Source organism: Hymenobacter rubidus (assembly GCF_016734815.1).
GTDB lineage: Bacteria > Bacteroidota > Bacteroidia > Cytophagales > Hymenobacteraceae > Hymenobacter > Hymenobacter rubidus.
Window position 1 is genome coordinate 71,636 of record NZ_JAERQF010000009.1, and the last position, 19,713, is coordinate 91,348.

A 19,713-nucleotide genomic window follows, 5' to 3' on the forward strand; every position below is an offset into this window, starting at 1 on the left:
CTTTTCCAATCTTCATAAACTGGTTGCTACAAACCTGCCGCCGCTATGCGGCTAGCGCAGTACGTTGCAACTTGGGTTTCTACTGCGGACCGCCGCCACCTTGGCCGCCTCCGCCGCCGGGGCCACCTCCCCCACCCGGCCCGCCACCGTCGGGACGGCCGAAGCCACCACGACCTTCGCCGCGCCCGCCGCCTTCGCCTGGCTGCGGGGCTATCACGTTGCCGCTGCGGATGTTGTAGGTGAACATCAGCATGAAGTAGCGCTGCAGAATGGTGGTGCTCACGTCCTCGTAGTAGGTGCTGTTCACGTTGCGCGAGATGCTGCGGTTCTGCCCCAGAATGTCGAACACGTACACCTTGATTTCGCCGCGCTGGCCGGGAAACAGCTTCTTGCCGAGGCTGGCGTTCCAGAGCGCATACGGCTGGTTGTAGCCGGCCGAGAGGCCCGCGTAGTACTGGTGCACGAGGTCGGTGGAGAAGTTGATGCCGGGCCCGATAATCCAGCCCAGGCGCAAGCGCGACACCTGCGAGAAGTAGTTGGTATTGAGCTTGGTTTGCAGGGTGTTGATGACGTAGTTCTGGTTCGAAGTCGTAGAGGCCGTGAAGTCCAGCTCGGGGCTGATGTTGGAGCTGAGCGTGAGGCCGGCCCCGAACGAGGGCGAACGGGCGTAGTTCAGGCCGCCGTTTATCAGGCCCGGCGACTGACTGTAGCTGCCGTTGGCGCTCAGGTTCACATTGGTTTTGATGGCTTTGATGGGGCGGCCGTAGCTTATCAGCGTACGTACTGAGTACTCGTGGTCGAGGTTGGTGGGCTGGGTGAGTTGGGCGCCGGCCGGCAGGCGCACGGGGGGCGCGCCCTCGGGCGTCACCGTGGTGTCGCGGATGGCCACCTGCGTGCGGTTCGAAATCGGGTTCATGTTGAACGAGCCCGACAGCACGGCGAAAAAGTTGCTCGATACTTCGGGGTTTGAAGACGAGTAGCGCATGTTGAGCGACTGCTGGAACTCCTGCCGCAGCGTGGGGTTGCCGATGGTGAGCTGCAAAGGGTTGGAGTTGTTCACCACGGCCTGCAACTGACTCACGCTCGGTGGGTTGGTGTTGGTGCGGTAAAACAGGCGCAGGTTTTTCTGGCGCGTGAAGCGCACGTTCAGGTTGGCGTTGGGCAGCACGTTCACGAAGTAGTAGCGCCCGATGCCGGGGCGCGGAAATTTCGCGTCGCTGTACAGCTCCGAGTATTGGCCCGACAGGCCCACCCCGGCCTGCACCTTGGGCGTAATGTGCCGGTAGGTAACACCGCCGGAATTCGTAAAGTAATAATTATCAAATACGTTGCTCAGGGCATTGTTAGGCAAGCGGCTATTGTCGCCCTGCACGTCGTAGGTGTATTTCTCCGAATTGTTGGGCGCGTAGTTGATGGTGTAGTTGGCCTGCACCTGGTCTTTGCGCGTGATGGCCTCGGTCACGGCCAGGTTGGCCGTAATGTTGCCGCCGTGCTGGGTCAGGTCGCTGGCCTGGTTCAGGTTGTTCAGGGCCGAGCCTGTGTCGACGGTGCGCAGCGTGGTTTCGGCCGTTTTCTGGTTATAAGAGCCCCCAATGCTGAGGCTGGCCGTGCGGCCCACCTTGCGGAAACGGTGGCGCAGCAGCAGGTCGCCGCCGGTATTCAGGCCGCTGTTGTTGGCGGCGTAGGTGCTGTTGATGCGGCTTTGCTCTTCGCCGCTCCGGCGCGTCACGCCATTCACCAGGCTGCTGGCGTCGTTGCTCTGCGAGCTGAAGCGCGGCCGGAACAACAGCGAATTGGCCGAGTCAATCTTCTGCTCCAGGCGCAGGTTGAAGCGGTTGTTCATGTTCAGGCTGTTGCCGGTGGCGTCCTGCGTGTAAGTAGTATTGGCCTGCGAGGGCAGCACGTAGTAGCGCTGCGTGCTGCTTTTCAGCGCGTTGTTGGCCCGGTTGAAGAAGTAGCTGCTCGACAGCTCGGTTTTCTTGTTCCAGTTGTTGGAATAGTTCAGGCCGGCCGCGTTGGTGGTTGTGATGCCGCCGTTCTGGTTCACCAGGAAGTCGCCGGCGTTGCCGCCGTTGCCGCCCCCGCCGCGGTTGCCGCCGCCCCCGCGGCCCCCGCCACCGGTATTGGAGTTGCCCACCACGCCCAGCAGGTCTTCGGTGCCGAAGTTCTGCTCGTTCACGTTGTTGCTCTGCGCCAGCACCGACATGCGCTGGTCGCCCTTGAACTTGTTGATGTTGCCGCTGGCTTTGTAGCGGTCAGGCCCGGCGCCGCCCACCACGCGCCCAAAAGTGCCGTTGCGGAATTCAATCTTGGTCACGATGTTCACCGTCTTCGTCGTGTTGCCATCATCGAATCCCGAAAAGCGGCTCTGCTCGCTGCGTTGGTCAAATACTTCGACTTTGTCCACCATTTCGGCGGGCAGGTTTTTGAGCACGGCGTCGGGGTCGGTGCCGAAGAAAGGCTTGCCATCGACCAGCACCTGGGTCACGGTTTCGCCCTGGGCCTGGATTTTGCCGTCGGCCCCACGGCTTACGCCGGGCATCTTCTCAATGAGGTCGCCGCTGGTCGCATCAGGGTTGGTTTTGAAGGCGCGGGCGTTGTACTGGGTGGTATCGCCCTTCTGGATGCTCTGGGCAGCCTGGCCGGTCACCACCACACCTTTAAGCTGCACGCCCCCGGCCTGCAGCGCCAACGCCCCCACCTGCACGGGCGCACCGGCCACGGTCACGCTTTGGCTCAGCCTTTGGTAGCCCACAAAGGAGGCATCGAGCACATAGCGCCCGGCGGCCACGTTATCGAACTGGAATTTGCCATCCGTATCCACGGCGGTACCGCGCTTCACCGAGTCGGGCAGGTGGATGAGCAGCACGTTGGCCCCGATGAGGGCCGATTGGTCCTTGCCATCGGTCACGCGCCCGCTCACCGTGGTGGGCGCCTGCGCGCGGGCCGTAACGAGGCCAAATAACAAAAAAACAAGCAGGGTAAAATGCCGCATAGAAAGGGAAAATAGGCAGTCGAAACTTATCTGACGGTAGTTGTCCGCCTAAGGTTTGTTATTCACTCAATCGATTGTGTAGGCTGCTACTTCTTCCGCAGCAGCAGCAGCCCATCGCGCAGAGGCAAAAAAACCGGCTCTACCCGCGCATCCTGGGCCATTTTGTCGTTGAAGGCGCGCACCAGCGGCGTGTCCTTATCGCCGGTTTTTACCTCGTGCGCGGGCAGCACCTTGCCGCTCCAGAGCACGTTGTCGACGATGAGCAACCCGCCGGGCCGCACCTGTTCAATAACTGCTTCAAAGTACGCCTCATTGTTACGCTTGTCGGCGTCAATAAAGACCAAATCCCATACTTCATCGACCAGGCCCGGCAAAACATCGAGCGCAGCACCAATAGTTAGCCGCACCTGCTCGGTGAAGCCGCCGGCCGCTACGTAGCGCCGGATGCGGGCTTCCCGCTCGGGGTCTATTTCAATGGTATGAATCAGGCCCTTATCGGCCAGTCCCTCGGCCAGACACAGCGTGGCGTACCCGCAGAATGTGCCGATTTCGAGAACGCGCCGGGGCCGCATCAGGTGGCTCAGCATGCTCAGGAAGCGGCCCTGTACGTGCCCGCTGCTCATGCGCGGCATCAGTAGCTGCAGGTGCGTTTCGCGGGTGAGCTGGGCCAATAGCGGCGGCTCGGGGGTGGTGTGCAGGGCCGCGTATTGTTCGATGGGGTCGTCGTTGGAAGACATTGTGGCGCGAAATAGTGTAGAGACGCAATATTTTGCGTCTCGTCGTTGCTGATGTTGTTTAGTTGGTGCAGTTCGTGCAGTTCGGCGTGGTTCCGGTCGTTCAACTACGAGACGCAAAATATTGCGTCTCTACGCCGTTCTGAACGGCTGCAGCCGGAACACATACACTTGGAAGCCCGATTTCCCCGGCCCGTAAGTAGAGCCCACCACTCGGTACAGCCCCTCGTAGCGGTACACCTCCAGCCCGCCGTCTTCGGCGGGTACTTTGCGCAGCACGCGCACCGGCAGGCCGGTTTCGACGCTCCGCAGCAACGCCAGGATGCCGGTAGTCGGCACCTGGTCCATGATTTGGCGGCCGGTTTTGGGGTCGCGCCCGCCGTTGCCGGAATACAGAATTTCTTCTTCGCTGAAATCATCCTCCTCGTACTGCCCGGCCAGCACGATACTTTCGGCCCCGAGTAGCGGGGTACCGCACACGCCGGCCCGGCGCGGCCGGTGCACACCGCTCAACGCCAAGTCGATGCGGTTCTGGAAGGTGTCGCCCGGCCGGTAGGTGCCGACGTGGCCGAATTGCCTACTTAATCCAGTGCGCTCAATCTTATTCACCTCTCACCTCTGCATTGGGTTGATAGAAATGGAGGCGCTGATAAGCCAGAAACGCAGGATTTAGTAGGTGCTTTTTGTGTAGTCGCAGCCTGCCGGATAGCCCGAGTAGCTGCCCGTCATCGGCCACACTAAAACTACCCAAGTCAAACAGCACATGATGGTTTGGGCACAGACATAGCACATTTTCCAACACATCGGGCCCATGATGCGGCGCACCTAACGGCCGGATGTGCGCCGCCTCGGCGTAGGGCCCGGCAGCGCCGTGAAGCCGAACGCCACAAACTTGGCAGCAGTAGTTATGAAGCAGCTTCACGCGGCGCGTCACGGCGGTGTCGCGCACAATGCGCAAGGTTGTAACCTCTTGGCGCGGGGCGGGGCCATAGCTGGCAGTTGGCTCAGCCATCGCCTGACCAGCCAAATCAAAAAGGGCCGTCTGACCTGTCGTAACTGAAGAAGGCGCTTGCTCCACAGCCGCTGCTTCCGGAAGCAATTCTAGTCGAAAACGCCATACACGGTGGCCCGATTTACCATTTTCGGCCCAATGACTTACCACGCGGTAGAGGCCGGCGTAACGATAGAAGCTGCTGTGCCCGGTGGTCACTTTCCGGGTCACTCGCAGCGGCAAGCCGAGTTGCTCATTACGCACCAGTTCCAGGTTGGCGCCGGTAAGTGTCTGGTCGGCTACTTGCTGGGCTGTTTCGGTACTGCGCCCACCCCGTCCTGTATAGATGATAACAGCACCTAAGTCTTCATCATCTTCATAGCCCCCTGATAATACGATGGATTCCGCTCCCCTATCCTGCCGGGCACTGATACCTGCCTGTGTTTGGCGATGCACGCCTGCGCTCCACAACTCCAGCCGGTTGGCGAACTCATGGCCTGGCGCAATGCCATCAATTGGCCCAAAGACGGGTGGAGAGGACTTCGGCACAGTGTGGTTATTTCCCTTCTGGCACGTATTGCAGCACGCTTAGGTGGTCCTCGGTCAGCACCTCATTGGCCATCTCGCGCAGTTCAGCAGCCGAAATCCGCTCGATTTTCTCGAAAATTTCGCTCAACGGCTCCACGCGCCCCAGGTCCAGGGTGCTTTTGCCCAGGAGCTGCATCATGCCGCCGTTGCTTTCCTCGCTCATCGCGAGCTGGCCCATGAGCTGGTGCTTGGCCGTGTGCAGCTGATTGGTGGTCAACACTTTTTCGCGCAGCAACTTCAACTCCTTCTGCACCAAGCCCAGGGTGCGTTTCACCTGCTTGCCCTCAGTGCCGAAGTAAATGCCGAACAAGCCCGTGTCGGTGTAGGGCGAATACGTGCTGTCGATGGTGTACACGAGGCCGTATTTCTCGCGCACCGCCAGGTTGAGGCGCGAGTTCATGCCCGGCCCACCGAGAATGTTGTTCAGCATGAAAAACGGGATGCGGCGCGGGTCGTTCAGCGAATAGGCGGGGCCGCCCACCAGGCAATGCGCCTGGGTGATGGGCCGGGTTTCGACCTGGGTTTTGCGCGCATACGCGCCCACCGGGCGGCGTACCCGCGGGCCCAGCCGGGCCGGCAGCGGCGCCAGAAACTTGTCGGCCAACTTCTTCACGGCCTCAAACGATAGGTTGCTCACCGAGCTGAACACCAGCCGGTCGGTCCGCATCTGCTCCTGCAAAAAGGCGTGGAAGTCGGCCGTCTGGAAGCGACTCACGCTTTCGCGGGTGCCCAGGATATTCACGCCCAGCGGGTGGTCGCCAAACACCACCGTATCGAAGTCGTCGATGATGGCGTCTTCCGGGGCATCCTGGTACATGCTCATTTCTTCCAGAATCACGCCCCGCTCCTTCTCCACCTCGCGGCCGGGAAACACGGAGTGAAACGTGAGGTCGGTGAGCAGCTCAAACGCCCGCTCGAAGTGCGTGCTCAGCAGCGAGGCATAAAAGCAGATTTTTTCCTTGGTGGTGTAGGCGTTCAGCTCGCCGCCCACGGTTTCGAGGCGGTTGAGGATGTGAAACGACTTGCGCTTCTCGGTGCCCTTAAAGGCCATGTGCTCCCAGAAATGGGCCAGCCCCTGCTGGTGCGGCGCCTCATCGCGCGAGCCAATGTCAAGCAAAAAGCCGCAATGCGCTATTTTAGTGTGCAGTACCTGCTTGTGTAAGAGGCGGATACCGTTAGGATATTCGTGAATGTGATAATCGAGCATAAGTGTACAAAGGTACCGGACGCTGCGCTTAATGAAGAATTAAGAATGAGGAATGGAGAATTACCGGGTGTCCCTCATTCTTCATTCATCATTCTTAATTCTTCATTGATAAAAGGAGTTGCCCCACCTCAATGCCATACGCACAGCGAAAGTGCCCCAGCGGACAGGCGCCGTGCCCGTGCAGCCCGCAGGGCCGGCAGGCCAATGCTTCCTTCGTTTCGACCACGAACGAAACCGGCGCCAGCGGCCCAAACCCAAAAGCCGGTACCGTACTGCAAAAAATAGCCGTAACCGGCGCGCCCACCGCCGAGCACAAGTGCATGGGCGCCGAGTCGTTTACGTAGTTCATCACGGCCCCGCGCATGAGCGCCGCCGAGGCCAGCAACCCGATTTTTCCGGCAATGCTCACCACGTTTCCCCGGCCGGCGGCAGCGGCCAGGCGCTCACAGGCGGCCACATCGGGCGGACCGCCCAGCAGGTACACGCGCAAGCCGGCCGGCAGCGCGGCCAGTAACTCCAGCCACTTCGCTTCCGGATACTGCTTGGTGAACCAGACCGAAGTGGGCGCCAGGCAGATGTAGGGGCCGGCCGCAGCGTATGGGGCCACGGCAGCTTCATCGGCGGCCGAGGGATAGAGCCGGGGGGGGTACGCTGCGCTTAATGAGGAATGAGGAATGAGGAATGAGGAATCATCCCGCGTCCTCAATTCTGCATTCCTCATTCCTAATTCCTCATTAAGCAACCGCAGGTTGCGCGTGACCTCGTGGGTGCCGTCGCCAATGGTGTGCGGAACGCGCCGCGTGAAAAACCGGCTCAGCGGGTTCTTGGCAAAGCCCACCCGCTGCGGCGCCCGCGAAAACGCCGTGAGAAAGCCCGTGCTGGCGAAGCGCTGCAAGGTGACGACCCGGCCGTAATGGGCCGCCCGAATCTGACGCAGCAACTGCCACAGCGCGGCGTATTTGCGGTGTTTCTTGTCCCAAATCAGCACCTGGCGCACGTAGGGGTGGCCGGCCAGCAGGCCTTCGTTGCCGCGCCGCACCAGCACATCCACGGGCGTGGCGGGCTCCGTCTGGTGCAGGTATTCCAGCAGCGCTGTCATCAGAATCACGTCGCCAATGAAGGCGGTTTGGATGAGCAGCGTAGCGGGTGAAGCAGAATTCGTGGGCACGGGACAAAATTACAGCGCCTTAGCGGGCAAAGTAATATGCCGGTTAGAATGCTATATTTCTGCCGACAAATTAAGCTACTGATTTACCGGCGGCTGTAATACGCAACAGCAGGTTGTCGATTCACTCACTACAAACCCTTTTTTCTGTGCTCTTTTTCTTCCCCTTATGCTCCTAGCCCTTACTGTTTCCATTTTCTACGCTTTTCTGGGGGTGCTGGTCGCCCTGTTACTGGTCATGCTGTTGGCCAAGTCGCTGCTGGGCATCGTCGTTATCGGCGAAATGCAGGTTGGCGTGGTAGCCAAGAAATTCTCACGCCGCAACCTGGCCCCCGGCCGCCTCGTGGCGCTGGAGGGCGAGGCAGGCTTCCAGGCCGATACGCTGGCGCCGGGCTGGCATTTCTTCCTGTGGCCCTGGCAATATTCGGTCACGAAGGAATTTGTGGTCGTTGTGCCGCAGGGCGAAATCGGCCTGGTGGTGGCCAACGGCGGCGAACCTATCCCGCCCAGCCACATTCTGGCCCGCGAAGTCGACTGCGATAACTACCAGGATGCCCGCGCCTTCCTCACCAAAGGCGGCGAGAAGGGCCGGCAAATCGGTATGCTCACGGCCGGCACCTACCGCATCAACACGGCCCTGTTCACCGTCATCACCCAGCGCAACGCGGCCAACATGGGCATGCGGCCCGAAGAATTGTTCATCTACCGCGTGGCGCCCGATGCCGTGGGCATCGTCACCACCCTCGACGGCATCCCCATCATGCCCGGCGAAATTGCCGGCCCCGTTATTCCCAACCACAATAATTTTCAGGATGCGCAGGCCTTCCTCAACGCCGGCGGCAGCCGCGGCCTGCAGGAACAAATCCTGCTTTCCGGCTCTTGGAACCTCAACCCGTGGTTCTGCCGCGTCGAGCAGGTGCCGATGACGGAAATTCCCATTGGCCACGTCGGCGTGGTTATTTCCTTCGTGGGCAAGCCGGCCATCGACGTCAGCGGGGCCGATTTCACCCACGGCAACCTCGTCGAAGTGGGCCACAAGGGCATTTGGGCCACGCCACTCTATCCCGGCCGCCAGCCCCTGAATACGCACATTATGAAAGTGGAGCTCATGCCCACCACCAACATTGTACTCAACTGGGCGGTGCGCACCGAAGCCCACCACTACGACGACTCCCTGAGCAGCATCACGGTGCGCTCGCGCGACGGCTTCTCCTTCAACCTCGACGTGGCCCAGATTATCCACGTCGCTGCCCTCGATGCGCCCCGCGTCATTTCCCGCGTGGGCTCGATGAAAAACCTGGTCGACCACGTGCTGGAACCCATCGTGGGCAACTACTTCCGCAATTCCAGCCAGGAATTCACCGTGCTCGACTACCTCACCAACCGCGCCGAGCGCCAGCGCGAAGCCGCTGCCTATATCCGCAACGCCCTGCAGGAATACAACGTGCAGGCCGTTGACACGCTCATCGGCGACATTGTGCCGCCGGCCCAGCTGATGACCACCCAAACCGACCGCAAGCTGGCCGAAGAGCAGAAGAAAACCTACGAAGTGCAGCAGGCCGCCCAGACCCAGCGCCAGGCGCTGGTGCGCGAAACCAGCATCGCCGACATTCAAAACTCGCTCGTGCAAAGCGAGCAGGGCGTCAACATCGCCGAGCTCAACGCCAACGCCCAGGTGAAAAAAGTGCGCGGCGAAGCCGAAGCCGCCAAGCTCCGCGCCGGTGGCGAGGCCGAAAGCACCCGCCTCCGCGCCATTGCCGACTCCGAAGCCACCCGCCTGCGCGGCGTGGGCGAGGCCGAAGCCATTCGCGCCATCGGCAATGCCAAGGCCGAAGCCTACCGCGTGGGCGTGGAGGCCCTCGGCACCCGCGAGTTCACCGGCCTGCAGCTGATGCAGATTATCGGCGACCGGCAGGTGAAGATTGTGCCCGAGGTGCAAGCCAACGGTGGCGGCACCGGCGCAGGCGGCGGGCTGGTAGAAGCCTTGATTGGCTTATTGGCCCAGCAGCAGGCCAGCCAACTCACCAACCCGGCGCCGGCTGCTCCAGTTACTCCGGCCGCGCCCGAAAAGCCCACTCCGCCTACGGAGGCGTAATTGAGCCTGAAAAAAGTTGTTTGAGGAAACAGGCGGAGTACCCCGAAATTTTATTTCGGGCCGCGCAACTACCCGTTCACCAAAGCATACGGCCCGAAATAAAATTTCGGGGTACTCCGCGTAAGCGAAAACGAGCGTCGCGCTTTCTCACAGCACGACGCTCGTTTTCGCTTTAGGCCGCTCCGCTACTGTGCTACGTCAGCTGAGTGGGGCGGTTGATAACTTCCTCCAACGATATCAGTGTCTCGGTGCGCTCGATGCCGTCGATGGGCTGAATGCGGTCGTGGAGTACGTCGCGCAGGTGCTGGGTGTCGCGGCACATCAGCCGGGCAAACACGCCGTAGGCCCCGGTGGTGAAGTGGATGTTCACGACTTCGGGAATGTCGCGCAGCTGCTCGACCACGCTCGAATACACCGAGCTTTTGAGCAGGTAAATGCCCAGAAAAGCATTTACGCCATACCCCAGCTTGTTAAAATCGATGCGCAATGTGGCGCCCTGCACAATGCCGATTTCTTCGAGCCGCGCCATGCGGACGTGCACGGTACCGCCCGAAACATTGACTTTGCGGGCAATTTCGGTGTAGGGCATTTTGGCATCCTGAATCAGCAAGTTCAGAATGTTCCGGTCAGTGTCATCAAGTTCGTAATTTCTAGCCATTTTTTACAGAAAGGAATTGGAGAGATTATAAAATTAAGTGGTGAATTTTAAATTTATAATAAATTTTGCGTTATCGAGCAAAATTATTTGCATCATCTCAGACGCCCTCTTACATTTGTTACAATCCTAGGCAGAAGGCCGCGGCAACAAAGTAGTAGAGCAAAGCACGCAATAAACCCCGGATTTCCGGCTGTATTGTTCGCTAACTCTTTTATGAAAGGCAATTCCTTTCACTACGGCTGTGGTTGGATACGGAGGAGAAGAGGGGAAAACGAGGCCGCGCATCTGGGTGGGTGCGCTCCTCACACTGGTAAGAGGCGGCCTCTGGGTGGGGGCCGCCTCTTCGTGCTTTAAAACGATTGCGGGAATCATTCGCTTCTACTGCCCAGCTTATCAGCGGGTTGTTTACCGAGCAGCCACCGGGGGACGCTGGGTGTGAAACTGTTGCACGCCGGTCCGCAAAAAGCTGCTGAACTGCGCCACATCCGGCTCGTAGGCAATGGGAGCTACCAGGGGCTTGTTGGTGGCATCGTTGGGGTCGAGCAGCACGTAATACGGCTGGGCATTCATTCCGTAGCGCGATACCTGCAGGTCGGCATTCTGCTTGCCAAGGGTGGTTTTCAGTTGCTTATCGTAGGGCGAGGTGTACCACTCTTTTTGCGGCAGCTCGGTTTTGTCGTCTACGTACAGGGCCACCACCACGTAGTCGTTGCGCAGTTGCTCCAGCACTTGCGGGTCGCTCCATACGGTGGCTTCCATCTTGCGGCAGTTCACGCAGGCGTGGCCGGTGAAATCAATAAAAATCGGCTTGTGCTCGAGGCGGGCCACACGTTTGGCCTGTTCCAAGTCGAAATAGCCGTTGAGGTTGTGGGGCAGTTCGAGGAAATCGCCGAAGCGGGGTGCTTCGCGGGCCGTCGCCGGGCCGGTTGAGGCAGTGGCCGCACCACCGTTTTCGGCGGTTGCCAACGAGAAATCGTGCTTGCTCTGGGGCGGCAGGTAGCCGGCCAGCAGCGGCAGCGGCGCGCCAAACAGGCCCGGCACCAGGTACACGGTGAAGGAAAAGGCCAGCACCGCCATCAATAGGCGACCCACGCTGAGGTGGTCGAGGGGCGAATCGTGCGAGAGGCGGAATCGGCCCAGCAGGTAAAAGCCCAGCAGGGCCGAAAGCACAATCCAGAGCACGATGTACACGTCGCGGCTTAGCAGGTGCCAGTGGTAAGCTAAGTCAGCCATACTCAAAAACTTCAGCGCCAGCATCAGCTCCACAAAGCCCAGCACCACCTTCACGGTGTTGAGCCAGCCGCCGGAGCGGGGCAGATTTTTCAGCCAGGCCGGGAAAATGGCAAACAGGGTGAACGGAAGCGCAAACGCCAACGAAAACCCAAACATGCCCACCACCGGCGTGATGCGCTGCCCGTGCGCCGCCAAACTCAGAATACTGGCCACAATGGGCCCGGTGCAGGAAAACGATACCAACACCAGCGTAAAAGCCATGAAAAAAATGCCAAACCAGCCGCCTTTGTCGGCCTGCGCGTCGGCTTTGTTCACCATGCCGCTGGGCAGCGTAATCTCAAACAGCCCCAGAAACGAGAGCCCGAACACCACGAATACGACAAAGAAAATCAGATTGGGAAGCCAGTGCGTACTAATCAGGTTCAGCCCATTTTCGCCCAGTACGACGGTCACGGCCAGCCCGATTACCACGTAGATGAAGATGATGGACAGGCCGTATACCACTGCCTTCAGAATGCCCTCGGCCCGGCTGTTGGCACCGCTGGTAAAGTACGATACCGTCATGGGTATCAGCGGGAAAACGCAGGGCGTCAGCAAAGCCCAGAGTCCGGCAATAAAAGCCCCGAAAGCAAATGTCCACAAGCTGCCGGTAGCTGCCTCGGCAGCCGGAGCAGCCGCTACCGCACTAGCGGCTGCTGGTGCAACAGCGGCAGCGGAGGGCGCAGCAGGCGTTTCGGCCGGCGCCGGTACCGCTGCTGCGCTGGCTGGCCGCTGCAAGGCGGTATCGGCCGGGGCGGATGGCGAAGCAGCCACCGGGGTGGCTTTTGCCGGCGGGGTGGCTACGGCTGTCTCCGTTTTGGCGGGCGCGGCCGGCGGCACGGCGCCGGTAGTTTTGGTCGGGGCGGCCCCTGCCACGGTCAGCGGACCAAATTTCAGGGTTTCGTTGCCGGGCACGCAGCGGCCGTCCACATCGGTGCAGGTTTGGTAGTCGGCGTCGGCCGAGATGGTAAGGGCACCGGGCTGGAGGACTTTGATGCGCTGCCGCATCTGGCCGGTTTTTTCCCAAAAAGCCACTTCGCCCTTAAATACCTCGTCTTGCTCGTGGTGCGATTTGATGGCTTGGAGCTTGCCCACCAGCGCGTAGGCCGGGCTGGGCTTGAACTTGAGGGTGAAGACTACAGGCCCCACGTCCTCGCTGAAATCGGAAGCGTAGAGGTGCCACTTGTCGTCGATGCGGGCATTCACGATGAGTTCCACCTCCTCGCCCACTTTGGCGGTGGGCTTGCTCAGGGCGGTGCTCAGGTGGGTAGGCACCAAAATTTGAGCGGCGGCCGGGCCGGCCAAGCCCAGCCAGAGCAGCAAAAACGCAAACATCCAGGAATTCTTCATTAGCTATAATTATCTGGCACAGGGAACAACCTTGCGGGTTGCGGTATAATCGAAGAAGGCGGGCTCTCACAGCCGTTCCGGCAGGCACAGGGGCCGGAAAGCCGACCAGACCAGCGTTTCCGTCCCCGCACTTCGGCCCACAAAATAAGGCTGCCCAGATGACAAACTGGTGAGCCGAAAGTTCATTATCCTAACCACCTGTGCCAAACGTGCGTACTTTTGAAGAACAATGGCCCCCAGACCGACCGCGTCGCGGGGCCGCCGACATGGGTTTACAACTACTACTTACCGTTTTTCTGGTTCTGATAAACGGGTTTTTCGTCGCCGCCGAGTTCTCGCTGATTCGCGTCCGCCTGTCGCAACTAGAGCTGAAAGCCAAAGAGGGTAGCCGCATGGCCGGCCAGGCCCTGGGCGTACTGCGCAAGCTCTACGACTACCTTTCGGCCACGCAGCTGGGCGTCACCATTGCCTCGCTGCTGCTGGGTGCGGTGGGCGAAGAGTTGTTTACGGAGATATTTAAGGGCCTGCTGCCCCGGCTCGGACTGCCCATCTCGGAGCTCACCGCCCACAGCATTGCGGTAGGGTTGGGCCTGATTGTGCTCACGTTTATGCACGTTTTGTTCGGCGAGCTGTTTCCTAAGGCGCTGGCCATTCAGCGGCCCGAGGCGGTGAGCCTGGCGCTGGTGCTGCCGTTGCGCGGCTTCTACTACATCACCCGCCCCCTGACGTGGTTTTTGTCGAAGGCCAGCAACCTGCTGCTGGGCGCGGTGGGCATTCAGAACGTGCACGGCACGGAGGCGCATACGTCTGATGAGCTGCGCCTGCTGATTGACCAAAGCAAGGAAAGCGGCGAGATTCAGGACTCGGAGCACGAGCTGATTGAGAACGTGTTTCAGTTCAACGACCGCATGGTGAAGCAGATTATGGTGCCCCGCACCAAGCTCTCGGCGCTGGATTTGAACGCGCCGGCCGAGCAGATTCTGGACATGGTGTTCAGCGAAGGCTTCTCGCGGATGCCGGTGTACGAGGGCAACATCGACAACATCGTGGGTGTCCTCAACGTGAAGGACCTGCTGCCCATCATCCGGCGCGGCGAGGCCGTGGAGCTGGCCCGCATCATGCGCCCGCCCTACTTCGTGCCCGAAACCAAGAAAATAAATCGCCTGCTGCGCCAGTTTCAGCGCAAGCACATTGTGATGGCCATCGTGAGCGACGAGTTCGGCGGCGTGTCGGGCATCGTCACCATCGAGGACATTATGGAGGAGCTGGTGGGCGAAATTCAGGACGAGTACGACAACGAGGTGCCCGTGGTGGAGAAAATTGCCGAGGACGAATACCGCGTAAACCCCGCCACACCCATCCCCGACGCCAACGAGTACCTCCCCTACCCCCTGCCCGAAGGCGAGGACTACGAAACGGTGGGCGGCCTGCTCAACGTCATCTACGGCAGCATCCCGGAAGTAGGCGACGTGGCCGTGCTCGACCCCTACGAGTTCCGCGTGCTACAACGCTCGCGCCGCGCCGTGGAACTCGTGCAGCTTCGCGTGACCACGCCCTTGGAACGCGAAGCCCCACGCGGGGAATTAGACGGCGAGTTGTAGAAAGCGCTTTTCCGGACAATTATCTGCAATAGCGGATACAGCGCCGGAAACAGCGGCTGCTACGCGACCAGCCCGCTGACGCATCCGTCAAAGCATAAAAAAGCCCCTCTCCGGTTGGGAGAAGGGCTTTTTTGTGCAATAATTACTCGGGCAGAAGAATTACAGCTTTGAGGCGTAGTCGCCGTTCTTGGGCTTTAGACTGCCCGTCAGAATGCGAATCAAATCAATGATTACCAGAATAATGCCCAAGCCAAAGAGCAGGGTCAGGAAGATTTGCAGGATGCCTTTGCCAATGTAGCCCAGGTAGAAATCGTGCACGCCGATACCGCCGAGGAAGAAGCACAGCAGCGCAGCCACCAGCTGGCTTTTGCCTTCAGCCGAAATGCGGCTGGGTGAGGTTGCTTTCTTTTGCTTGATGATTTGCCGCAGGGCTTGCTTCATTTCCTTGCGGTCGGCTTTGGTGACCGCGGGCCGGGCACTAACGGTTTCCGTCGAAGCCGCAGCGACATGGGCGGGCCGGTGGGCCACCCGAACCTTAACCGGAGCCGCGAGCGCAACGGTGGCTGCCTGAACGGGCAGCGCCGCGGCCGGAGTTGCCGAAGGGGCTTCAACAGCTATTGCTTCTGCCGTGTTCGGGGCCGCAACTGGAGCAGACGCTCTTGCGTGCGTGGTGCCTAAGTACGCCGGCGCGGCGTTGTTGAAAGAATAAGTTGCCCGGCTGCACGAGGACAGCGAGGCAATGGCTACGCCAAACGATAATAGCGTGGTGAGGTACGAGTTGCGCATAAAACGAGATGGGGTGAAAAAATGAAAACGGCCCGAGCAAACTACCGAATGGTGGCAAGCGAACAAATATATGTAGCGGCAACCCCGACACAACCCAACTGGAAAAGTTATTTTCAGTCAGTCCTTCGCCCTATTTTCGTTCTTTCCCGAACCACCAATCACCTCTCGGCTTTCTGCCGTCTCTTGCGCCTTTTCAAGCCCGTGGTTTTGCGGGGTTTTCTGCTGCCAGCCAGCTGGCATAGGTCTGATAGTTGGCGGCGGTGCGCTTCAGTCCTTCACGCTGCGCTTCCGTCACGGGCTTAATTTTTTTGGCAGGAACACCAGCATACAGAAAGCCCGGCTCGCACACCACATTTTCCAGCACTACGGCCCCGGCCGCGATGATGCAGCCCGTGCCCACCACGGCGTGGTCCATCACAATGGCGCCCATGCCGATGAGCACGTCGTCCTCCACGGTGCAGCCGTGCACCAGCGCCCGGTGCCCGATGCTGACGCGGCTACCGATGCTGAGCGGCGCTTTTTGGTAGGTGCAGTGCAGCACCGCGCCGTCCTGGATATTGGTTTCGTCGCCGATGCGAATGCGGTGCACGTCGCCGCGAATGACGGCCGTGAACCAAACGGTGCATTTATTTCCCAGCACCACATCGCCGATGATGGTGGCGTTATCGGCCACGAAGCAATCGGCCGGAATGGTGGGCATGATGCCATGAACAGGTAATATAAGGGCGGGCATGGCGATACAAGGATTGGTTCGGCCGTAAATATGCGGCGGTTTGTGGTTCACCTGTTTTTTATCGACTCATGCTGTTTCAGGAACGTCAGGTTTTCATCCGCCGCTGGTGGCCGCTGCTGCTGGCGCCAATTATCGTGGTGGGCACGCTGGTCTGGCTGGTGCCGGCCAAACCCTTTCGCGCTGATTGGGCCGCCGTGGTGGCTGGCGTCGCGGTGGCCCTTAGTATCGTCTTGCTGCTCACGCTTCGGCTCGAAACCCGCCTAGATGACGCCGGGATGCATTACCGCCTTTTCCCGCTGCAATGGAACTGGCAGTCTCGCCCCTGGACGGAAATTTCCCAAGCCTACGTGCGCGCCTACGACCCGCTGGGCGAGTACGGCGGCTGGGGCCTGAAGGGTCGGCGCAGCAACCGCGCCCTCAACATCTCCGGCGACCAAGGCCTGCAGCTCGTGCTGCGAGACGGCACTCGCCTGCTGTTGGGCACCCAGCGACCCGCTGAGATAAAGGAGGCTCTTGAGCAACTGGCAGTGCCAAGACCAGACGCCTCTGGCACGATGTAGGGGCGGGGCCTGCCCCCGCCCGGACGTTGAATAAAATCGTTGTTTCGGCGCGTAGGGGCGGGGGGCAGGCCCCGCCCCTACGCGCCGATGAGCCGTTTCCACGTCCCCTTTTCCCAGTTATACTTGAGCGTGCTGGGCAAAGCCTGCCAGAAGTACTTGCTGGTTTCGACCGCGAAGCTGGGCTGCATGTAGCAGTTGATGGTGCAGCCCTCGCAGGCAGGCAAGCGGCCTTCCAGCACGGCCAGGCGTTGAGTTTCAGGCGCGTGGTAGAGGTCGAACAGATGGCCGTCGATGGGGAATTTCTGCTCGCCGAGGTGGTAGCAGGGCAGCACCAGCTCGTTGCTGGGCGAGATGACCAGCGTGGTGCTGGCGGCCCGGCACACGGGCGCGGCCACGTGGTTGCCACCATCGCGCCGCAGCTGAATGAATGCCTCGTTCAGGTACACGCCCTTGCGCTTGCCGAAGGCGGAGAGGTAGTCCAGCTCCTCGGGCGTGAGCTGCTCGCCGGTTTCCACGTCGCCGTACTCGAAAGCGGGGTTGAGGATGAGCACGAGGCCGTTGGGCTGGGTAATGTCGCGGTACACGGCCTCCAGGTCCGCCAGGTTTTTGCGGAACACGGTGAAGAGAATGTCCGGCCGCTCGCCCAGCTCTTTGGCCACCCGAATGCTTTCGAGCACAAAATCGTAGCAGGCCACACCACGGCCCAGGTCGTGGGTGTCGCGGTCGGCCGAATCCAGCGAAAAGTGCAGCATGTCGACTTTGCCGCGCAGCTTCTCCGCGTTTTTGGGGTAAAGCAGGCCGTTAGTCGTGACGGTCGTGATAAAACCCATTTCCCGCGCCAGGCCCAGAAACTCGGGCAGCTGCCGATGCAGCAGCGGCTCGCCGCCCGTGAAGTCAATGACGGACACGCCCAGCCGCTTCAAGTCGCGCAGGTTCTGCGTCACGTCTTCGAGCGTGATGTAGGGCGAGGGCTTCTCCCAGATGTCGCAAAACGCGCACTTCGCATTGCAGCGGTACGTGACGTAGTAATTGCAGAGGACGGGGTGCTTGACAAGGCGCATGGCGTAAAGGTACACCCCTCTGAACGTCATGCTGAGCTTGTCGAAGCATCTCTACCGCCATAGTAAATTGAATTACTCACACGGGAGAGATGCTTCGACTGCGCTCAGCATGACGTTCAGATAATCGTTATTAATGCGGCAGCTTGCCCCAGGCGGCAGCATCCCACCTATCGGGCGTGGCGGCCAGCGCCTCGGCCGTAGCTTCTCCAAAATGCTCTTGGTAGTAGTTGCAAAAGCCTTTCAGTGGGCAGCGGGCACAGTTCGGCTTCAGGAAAAAGCAAATCTGCTGCCCGTGCCAGTAGTTGTGCTTGTGGAAGTTGAATAGCGTTTCGGCATCGGCTGGGAGCAGGGCCAGCAGCACGCTGTGCGCCTTCTCTACCGATACTTTTGGGCCAAGAAAACCCACCCGCTGCGCCACCCGATGGACGTGCGTATCGACGGGCAAAACGGGCTTGTGGTAGTTGAAAAGCAGCAGCAACGACGCAGTTTTCAAGCCGATGCCGGGCATATCCGTGAGCCAGGCCATTCCTTTTTCCGTGGGCCAGTCAGCCAGAAAATCCAGGTCGAACGGCCCGCCCGTTTCGGCCCGGATGCGCCGCAGAATTTCCTGAATGCGTGGGGCCTGCGTATCGGGCCAGCGCGTGGTGCGGATAGCTTGGGCCAGTTCTTGGGTGGGGGCAGCCTCCACCCCGGCCCAGTCGCCAAAAGCTTCCAGCATGCGGTCGTAGGCCAGCTCCTCGTCGGCGTGGGTGGTGCGGTGCGAGAGGACGGTGGAAACCAGCTCGCGCATGGGCGTGCGGCGGGGCTCAGGCGGCAAGTGGCCGTAGAAATGGTCGAGAATCTGGTGGTCGGCCCAGGCTTTTTCGGCGGCGGGCGAGGTATAGGTGGCGTCGGGAGAAGGCATGGCCGGTTGTACCGTTTAGCCCCAGGCAAAGTTGTCCGGCCGCTGCCTCTCGGCATTCGTTCCGTGTTTTACAGCATAAAAAAAGGCGGCCAAACCGGCCGCCTTTTTTAGTTGAATACCGGCGGCTCTTACACCGCCGGCTTTGGCTTACAGCTGGCCTTTTTTGGCAGCCTTCTGCATCTTCTCGTTGGCGAAGATGGCCACCTCTACGCGACGGTTGGCGGCTTTGCCAGCGGCGGTGCTGTTGTCGCCCACGGGCTGGGTCGAGCCGTAGCCTTTGGCCGTGATGCGGGCGGCATCAACGCCCTGGCCCTGAATTTCATTCGACACAGCCTGCGCGCGACGCTCCGAGAGGGGCTGGTTGATGGCATCCGAGCCGGAGCTGTCGGTGTGGCCTTCAATCACGACGTTGGTGTCGGCGTATTTCTTCAGGGTCGTGGCCAGCTGGTCGATGTTGCCGGCCGCTTCCGGGGTCAGGCTCGACGAGTTGGTGCCGAACAGGATGCCCGAAGCAAAGGTGATTTTGATGCCTTCGCCGACGCGCTCCACGGTAGCGCCTTCCAGGTCGCGGCGCAATTCAGCGGCGGCTTTGTCCATTTTGCGACCGATGAGCGCACCGGCGGTACCACCCACCACGGCGCCAATGATAGCGCCTTTGGCCGTGCCCGACTTGCCGCCAATCAAACGGCCGGCCACGCCACCCGCTACCGCGCCACCCAGGCCGCCAATGATGCCGCCCTTCAGGGTTTTGCTCATGCCTTTCGGCTTATCCGTCGAAACGGTGGTGGTTTGGGCCTGCGCAAAGTTGTTTACCAACAGCAGCAGGGCCAGGAGAAATGTGAGGGATGAACGAAGAAATTTCATGTTTAAAAAGGGGTTTGGATAAAAGATGCCGACGAAAAGCCTCGGCGAGTGCAATTGGCCGGCAAGTACGCTATTTGCAACCACCTTGCCAAACTCTCCAAGCTCAACACGAGCCCCCACCCGTTTAACCAAGTGGGTATGGCGTTCAA

At 60.3% G+C, this 19,713-nt stretch carries 16 protein-coding genes; 3 read left to right on the top strand and 13 right to left on the bottom strand.

The genetic code is table 11. The features are described from left to right. Positions 1-79: 79 nt before the first annotated feature. From JKL48_RS08830 to JKL48_RS08855, 6 genes are all read right to left on the bottom strand, one after another. Positions 80-2,995: an outer membrane beta-barrel protein gene (locus JKL48_RS08830; protein WP_201981492.1), complete on the bottom strand. Its 2,916-nt coding sequence runs from the start codon at positions 2,993-2,995 to the stop codon at positions 80-82. Between the two features lie 86 nt (positions 2,996-3,081). Continuing rightward, positions 3,082-3,732, bottom strand: coding sequence for an O-methyltransferase (locus JKL48_RS08835; RefSeq protein WP_201981496.1), 651 nt, complete (start codon positions 3,730-3,732; stop codon positions 3,082-3,084). Positions 3,733-3,861: 129 nt separating this feature from the next. Then, positions 3,862-4,338, bottom strand: a complete 477-nt coding sequence (locus tag JKL48_RS08840; RefSeq protein ID WP_317191913.1) for a YDG/SRA domain-containing protein — start codon at positions 4,336-4,338, stop codon at positions 3,862-3,864. Beyond that, a complete protein-coding gene (locus tag JKL48_RS23540; protein WP_201981499.1) occupies positions 4,331-5,269 on the bottom strand; it encodes a YDG/SRA domain-containing protein in 939 nt (312 codons plus the stop codon). Before JKL48_RS23540 ends, JKL48_RS08840 begins: the two co-directional genes overlap by 8 nt. Positions 5,270-5,276: 7 nt before the next feature. Beyond that, positions 5,277-6,515, bottom strand: coding sequence for a M16 family metallopeptidase (locus JKL48_RS08850; protein ID WP_201981503.1), 1,239 nt, complete (start codon positions 6,513-6,515; stop codon positions 5,277-5,279). 94 nt (positions 6,516-6,609) lie between these two features. Next, a complete protein-coding gene (locus JKL48_RS08855; protein ID WP_317191914.1) occupies positions 6,610-7,683 on the bottom strand; it encodes a glycosyltransferase family 9 protein in 1,074 nt (357 codons plus the stop codon). A gap of 166 nt (positions 7,684-7,849) precedes the next feature. Here JKL48_RS08855 and JKL48_RS08860 point away from each other — a divergent pair, with 166 nt between their 5' ends. Then, a complete protein-coding gene (locus JKL48_RS08860) occupies positions 7,850-9,775 on the top strand; it encodes an SPFH domain-containing protein (RefSeq protein WP_201981506.1) in 1,926 nt (641 codons plus the stop codon). Between the two features lie 193 nt (positions 9,776-9,968). Here JKL48_RS08860 and JKL48_RS08865 read toward each other — a convergent pair whose 3' ends face one another. Together JKL48_RS08865 and JKL48_RS08870 are read right to left on the bottom strand one after the other, a co-directional pair. Continuing rightward, a complete protein-coding gene (locus tag JKL48_RS08865; RefSeq protein ID WP_201981508.1) occupies positions 9,969-10,433 on the bottom strand; it encodes an Lrp/AsnC ligand binding domain-containing protein in 465 nt (154 codons plus the stop codon). A gap of 405 nt (positions 10,434-10,838) precedes the next feature. After that, positions 10,839-13,055: a cytochrome c biogenesis protein CcdA gene (locus tag JKL48_RS08870; RefSeq protein WP_201981510.1), complete on the bottom strand. Its 2,217-nt coding sequence runs from the start codon at positions 13,053-13,055 to the stop codon at positions 10,839-10,841. A 266-nt stretch (positions 13,056-13,321) separates the two neighbouring features. On the opposite strand from JKL48_RS08870, the gene JKL48_RS08875 reads away from it, so the two are divergent. Continuing rightward, positions 13,322-14,656 carry a hemolysin family protein gene (locus JKL48_RS08875; protein ID WP_201981512.1) on the top strand — a complete coding sequence of 445 codons (1,335 nt, stop codon included), beginning with the start codon at positions 13,322-13,324 and terminating at the stop codon, positions 14,654-14,656. Positions 14,657-14,815: 159 nt separating this feature from the next. Here the strand turns inward: JKL48_RS08875 and JKL48_RS23080 are convergent, their stop codons facing one another. Together JKL48_RS23080 and JKL48_RS08885 are read right to left on the bottom strand one after the other, a co-directional pair. Continuing rightward, positions 14,816-15,442, bottom strand: coding sequence for a TM2 domain-containing protein (locus JKL48_RS23080; RefSeq protein ID WP_236668689.1), 627 nt, complete (start codon positions 15,440-15,442; stop codon positions 14,816-14,818). A gap of 193 nt (positions 15,443-15,635) precedes the next feature. Next, on the bottom strand, positions 15,636-16,175 hold the full coding sequence (locus JKL48_RS08885) for a gamma carbonic anhydrase family protein (protein ID WP_201981515.1): 540 nt from the start codon (positions 16,173-16,175) through the stop codon (positions 15,636-15,638). 68 nt (positions 16,176-16,243) lie between these two features. On the opposite strand from JKL48_RS08885, the gene JKL48_RS08890 reads away from it, so the two are divergent. Further along, positions 16,244-16,735, top strand: a complete 492-nt coding sequence (locus JKL48_RS08890; protein ID WP_201981518.1) for a hypothetical protein — start codon at positions 16,244-16,246, stop codon at positions 16,733-16,735. A gap of 77 nt (positions 16,736-16,812) precedes the next feature. Here the strand turns inward: JKL48_RS08890 and JKL48_RS08895 are convergent, their stop codons facing one another. The 3 genes from JKL48_RS08895 to JKL48_RS08905 form a co-directional block, all read right to left on the bottom strand. Further along, a complete protein-coding gene (locus JKL48_RS08895) occupies positions 16,813-17,796 on the bottom strand; it encodes a radical SAM protein (protein ID WP_201981522.1) in 984 nt (327 codons plus the stop codon). Between the two features lie 130 nt (positions 17,797-17,926). Further along, a complete protein-coding gene (locus JKL48_RS08900; protein WP_201981525.1) occupies positions 17,927-18,700 on the bottom strand; it encodes an endonuclease III domain-containing protein in 774 nt (257 codons plus the stop codon). A gap of 147 nt (positions 18,701-18,847) precedes the next feature. Beyond that, positions 18,848-19,564, bottom strand: coding sequence for an OmpA family protein (locus tag JKL48_RS08905; RefSeq protein WP_201981528.1), 717 nt, complete (start codon positions 19,562-19,564; stop codon positions 18,848-18,850). Positions 19,565-19,713: the final 149 nt, after the last annotated feature.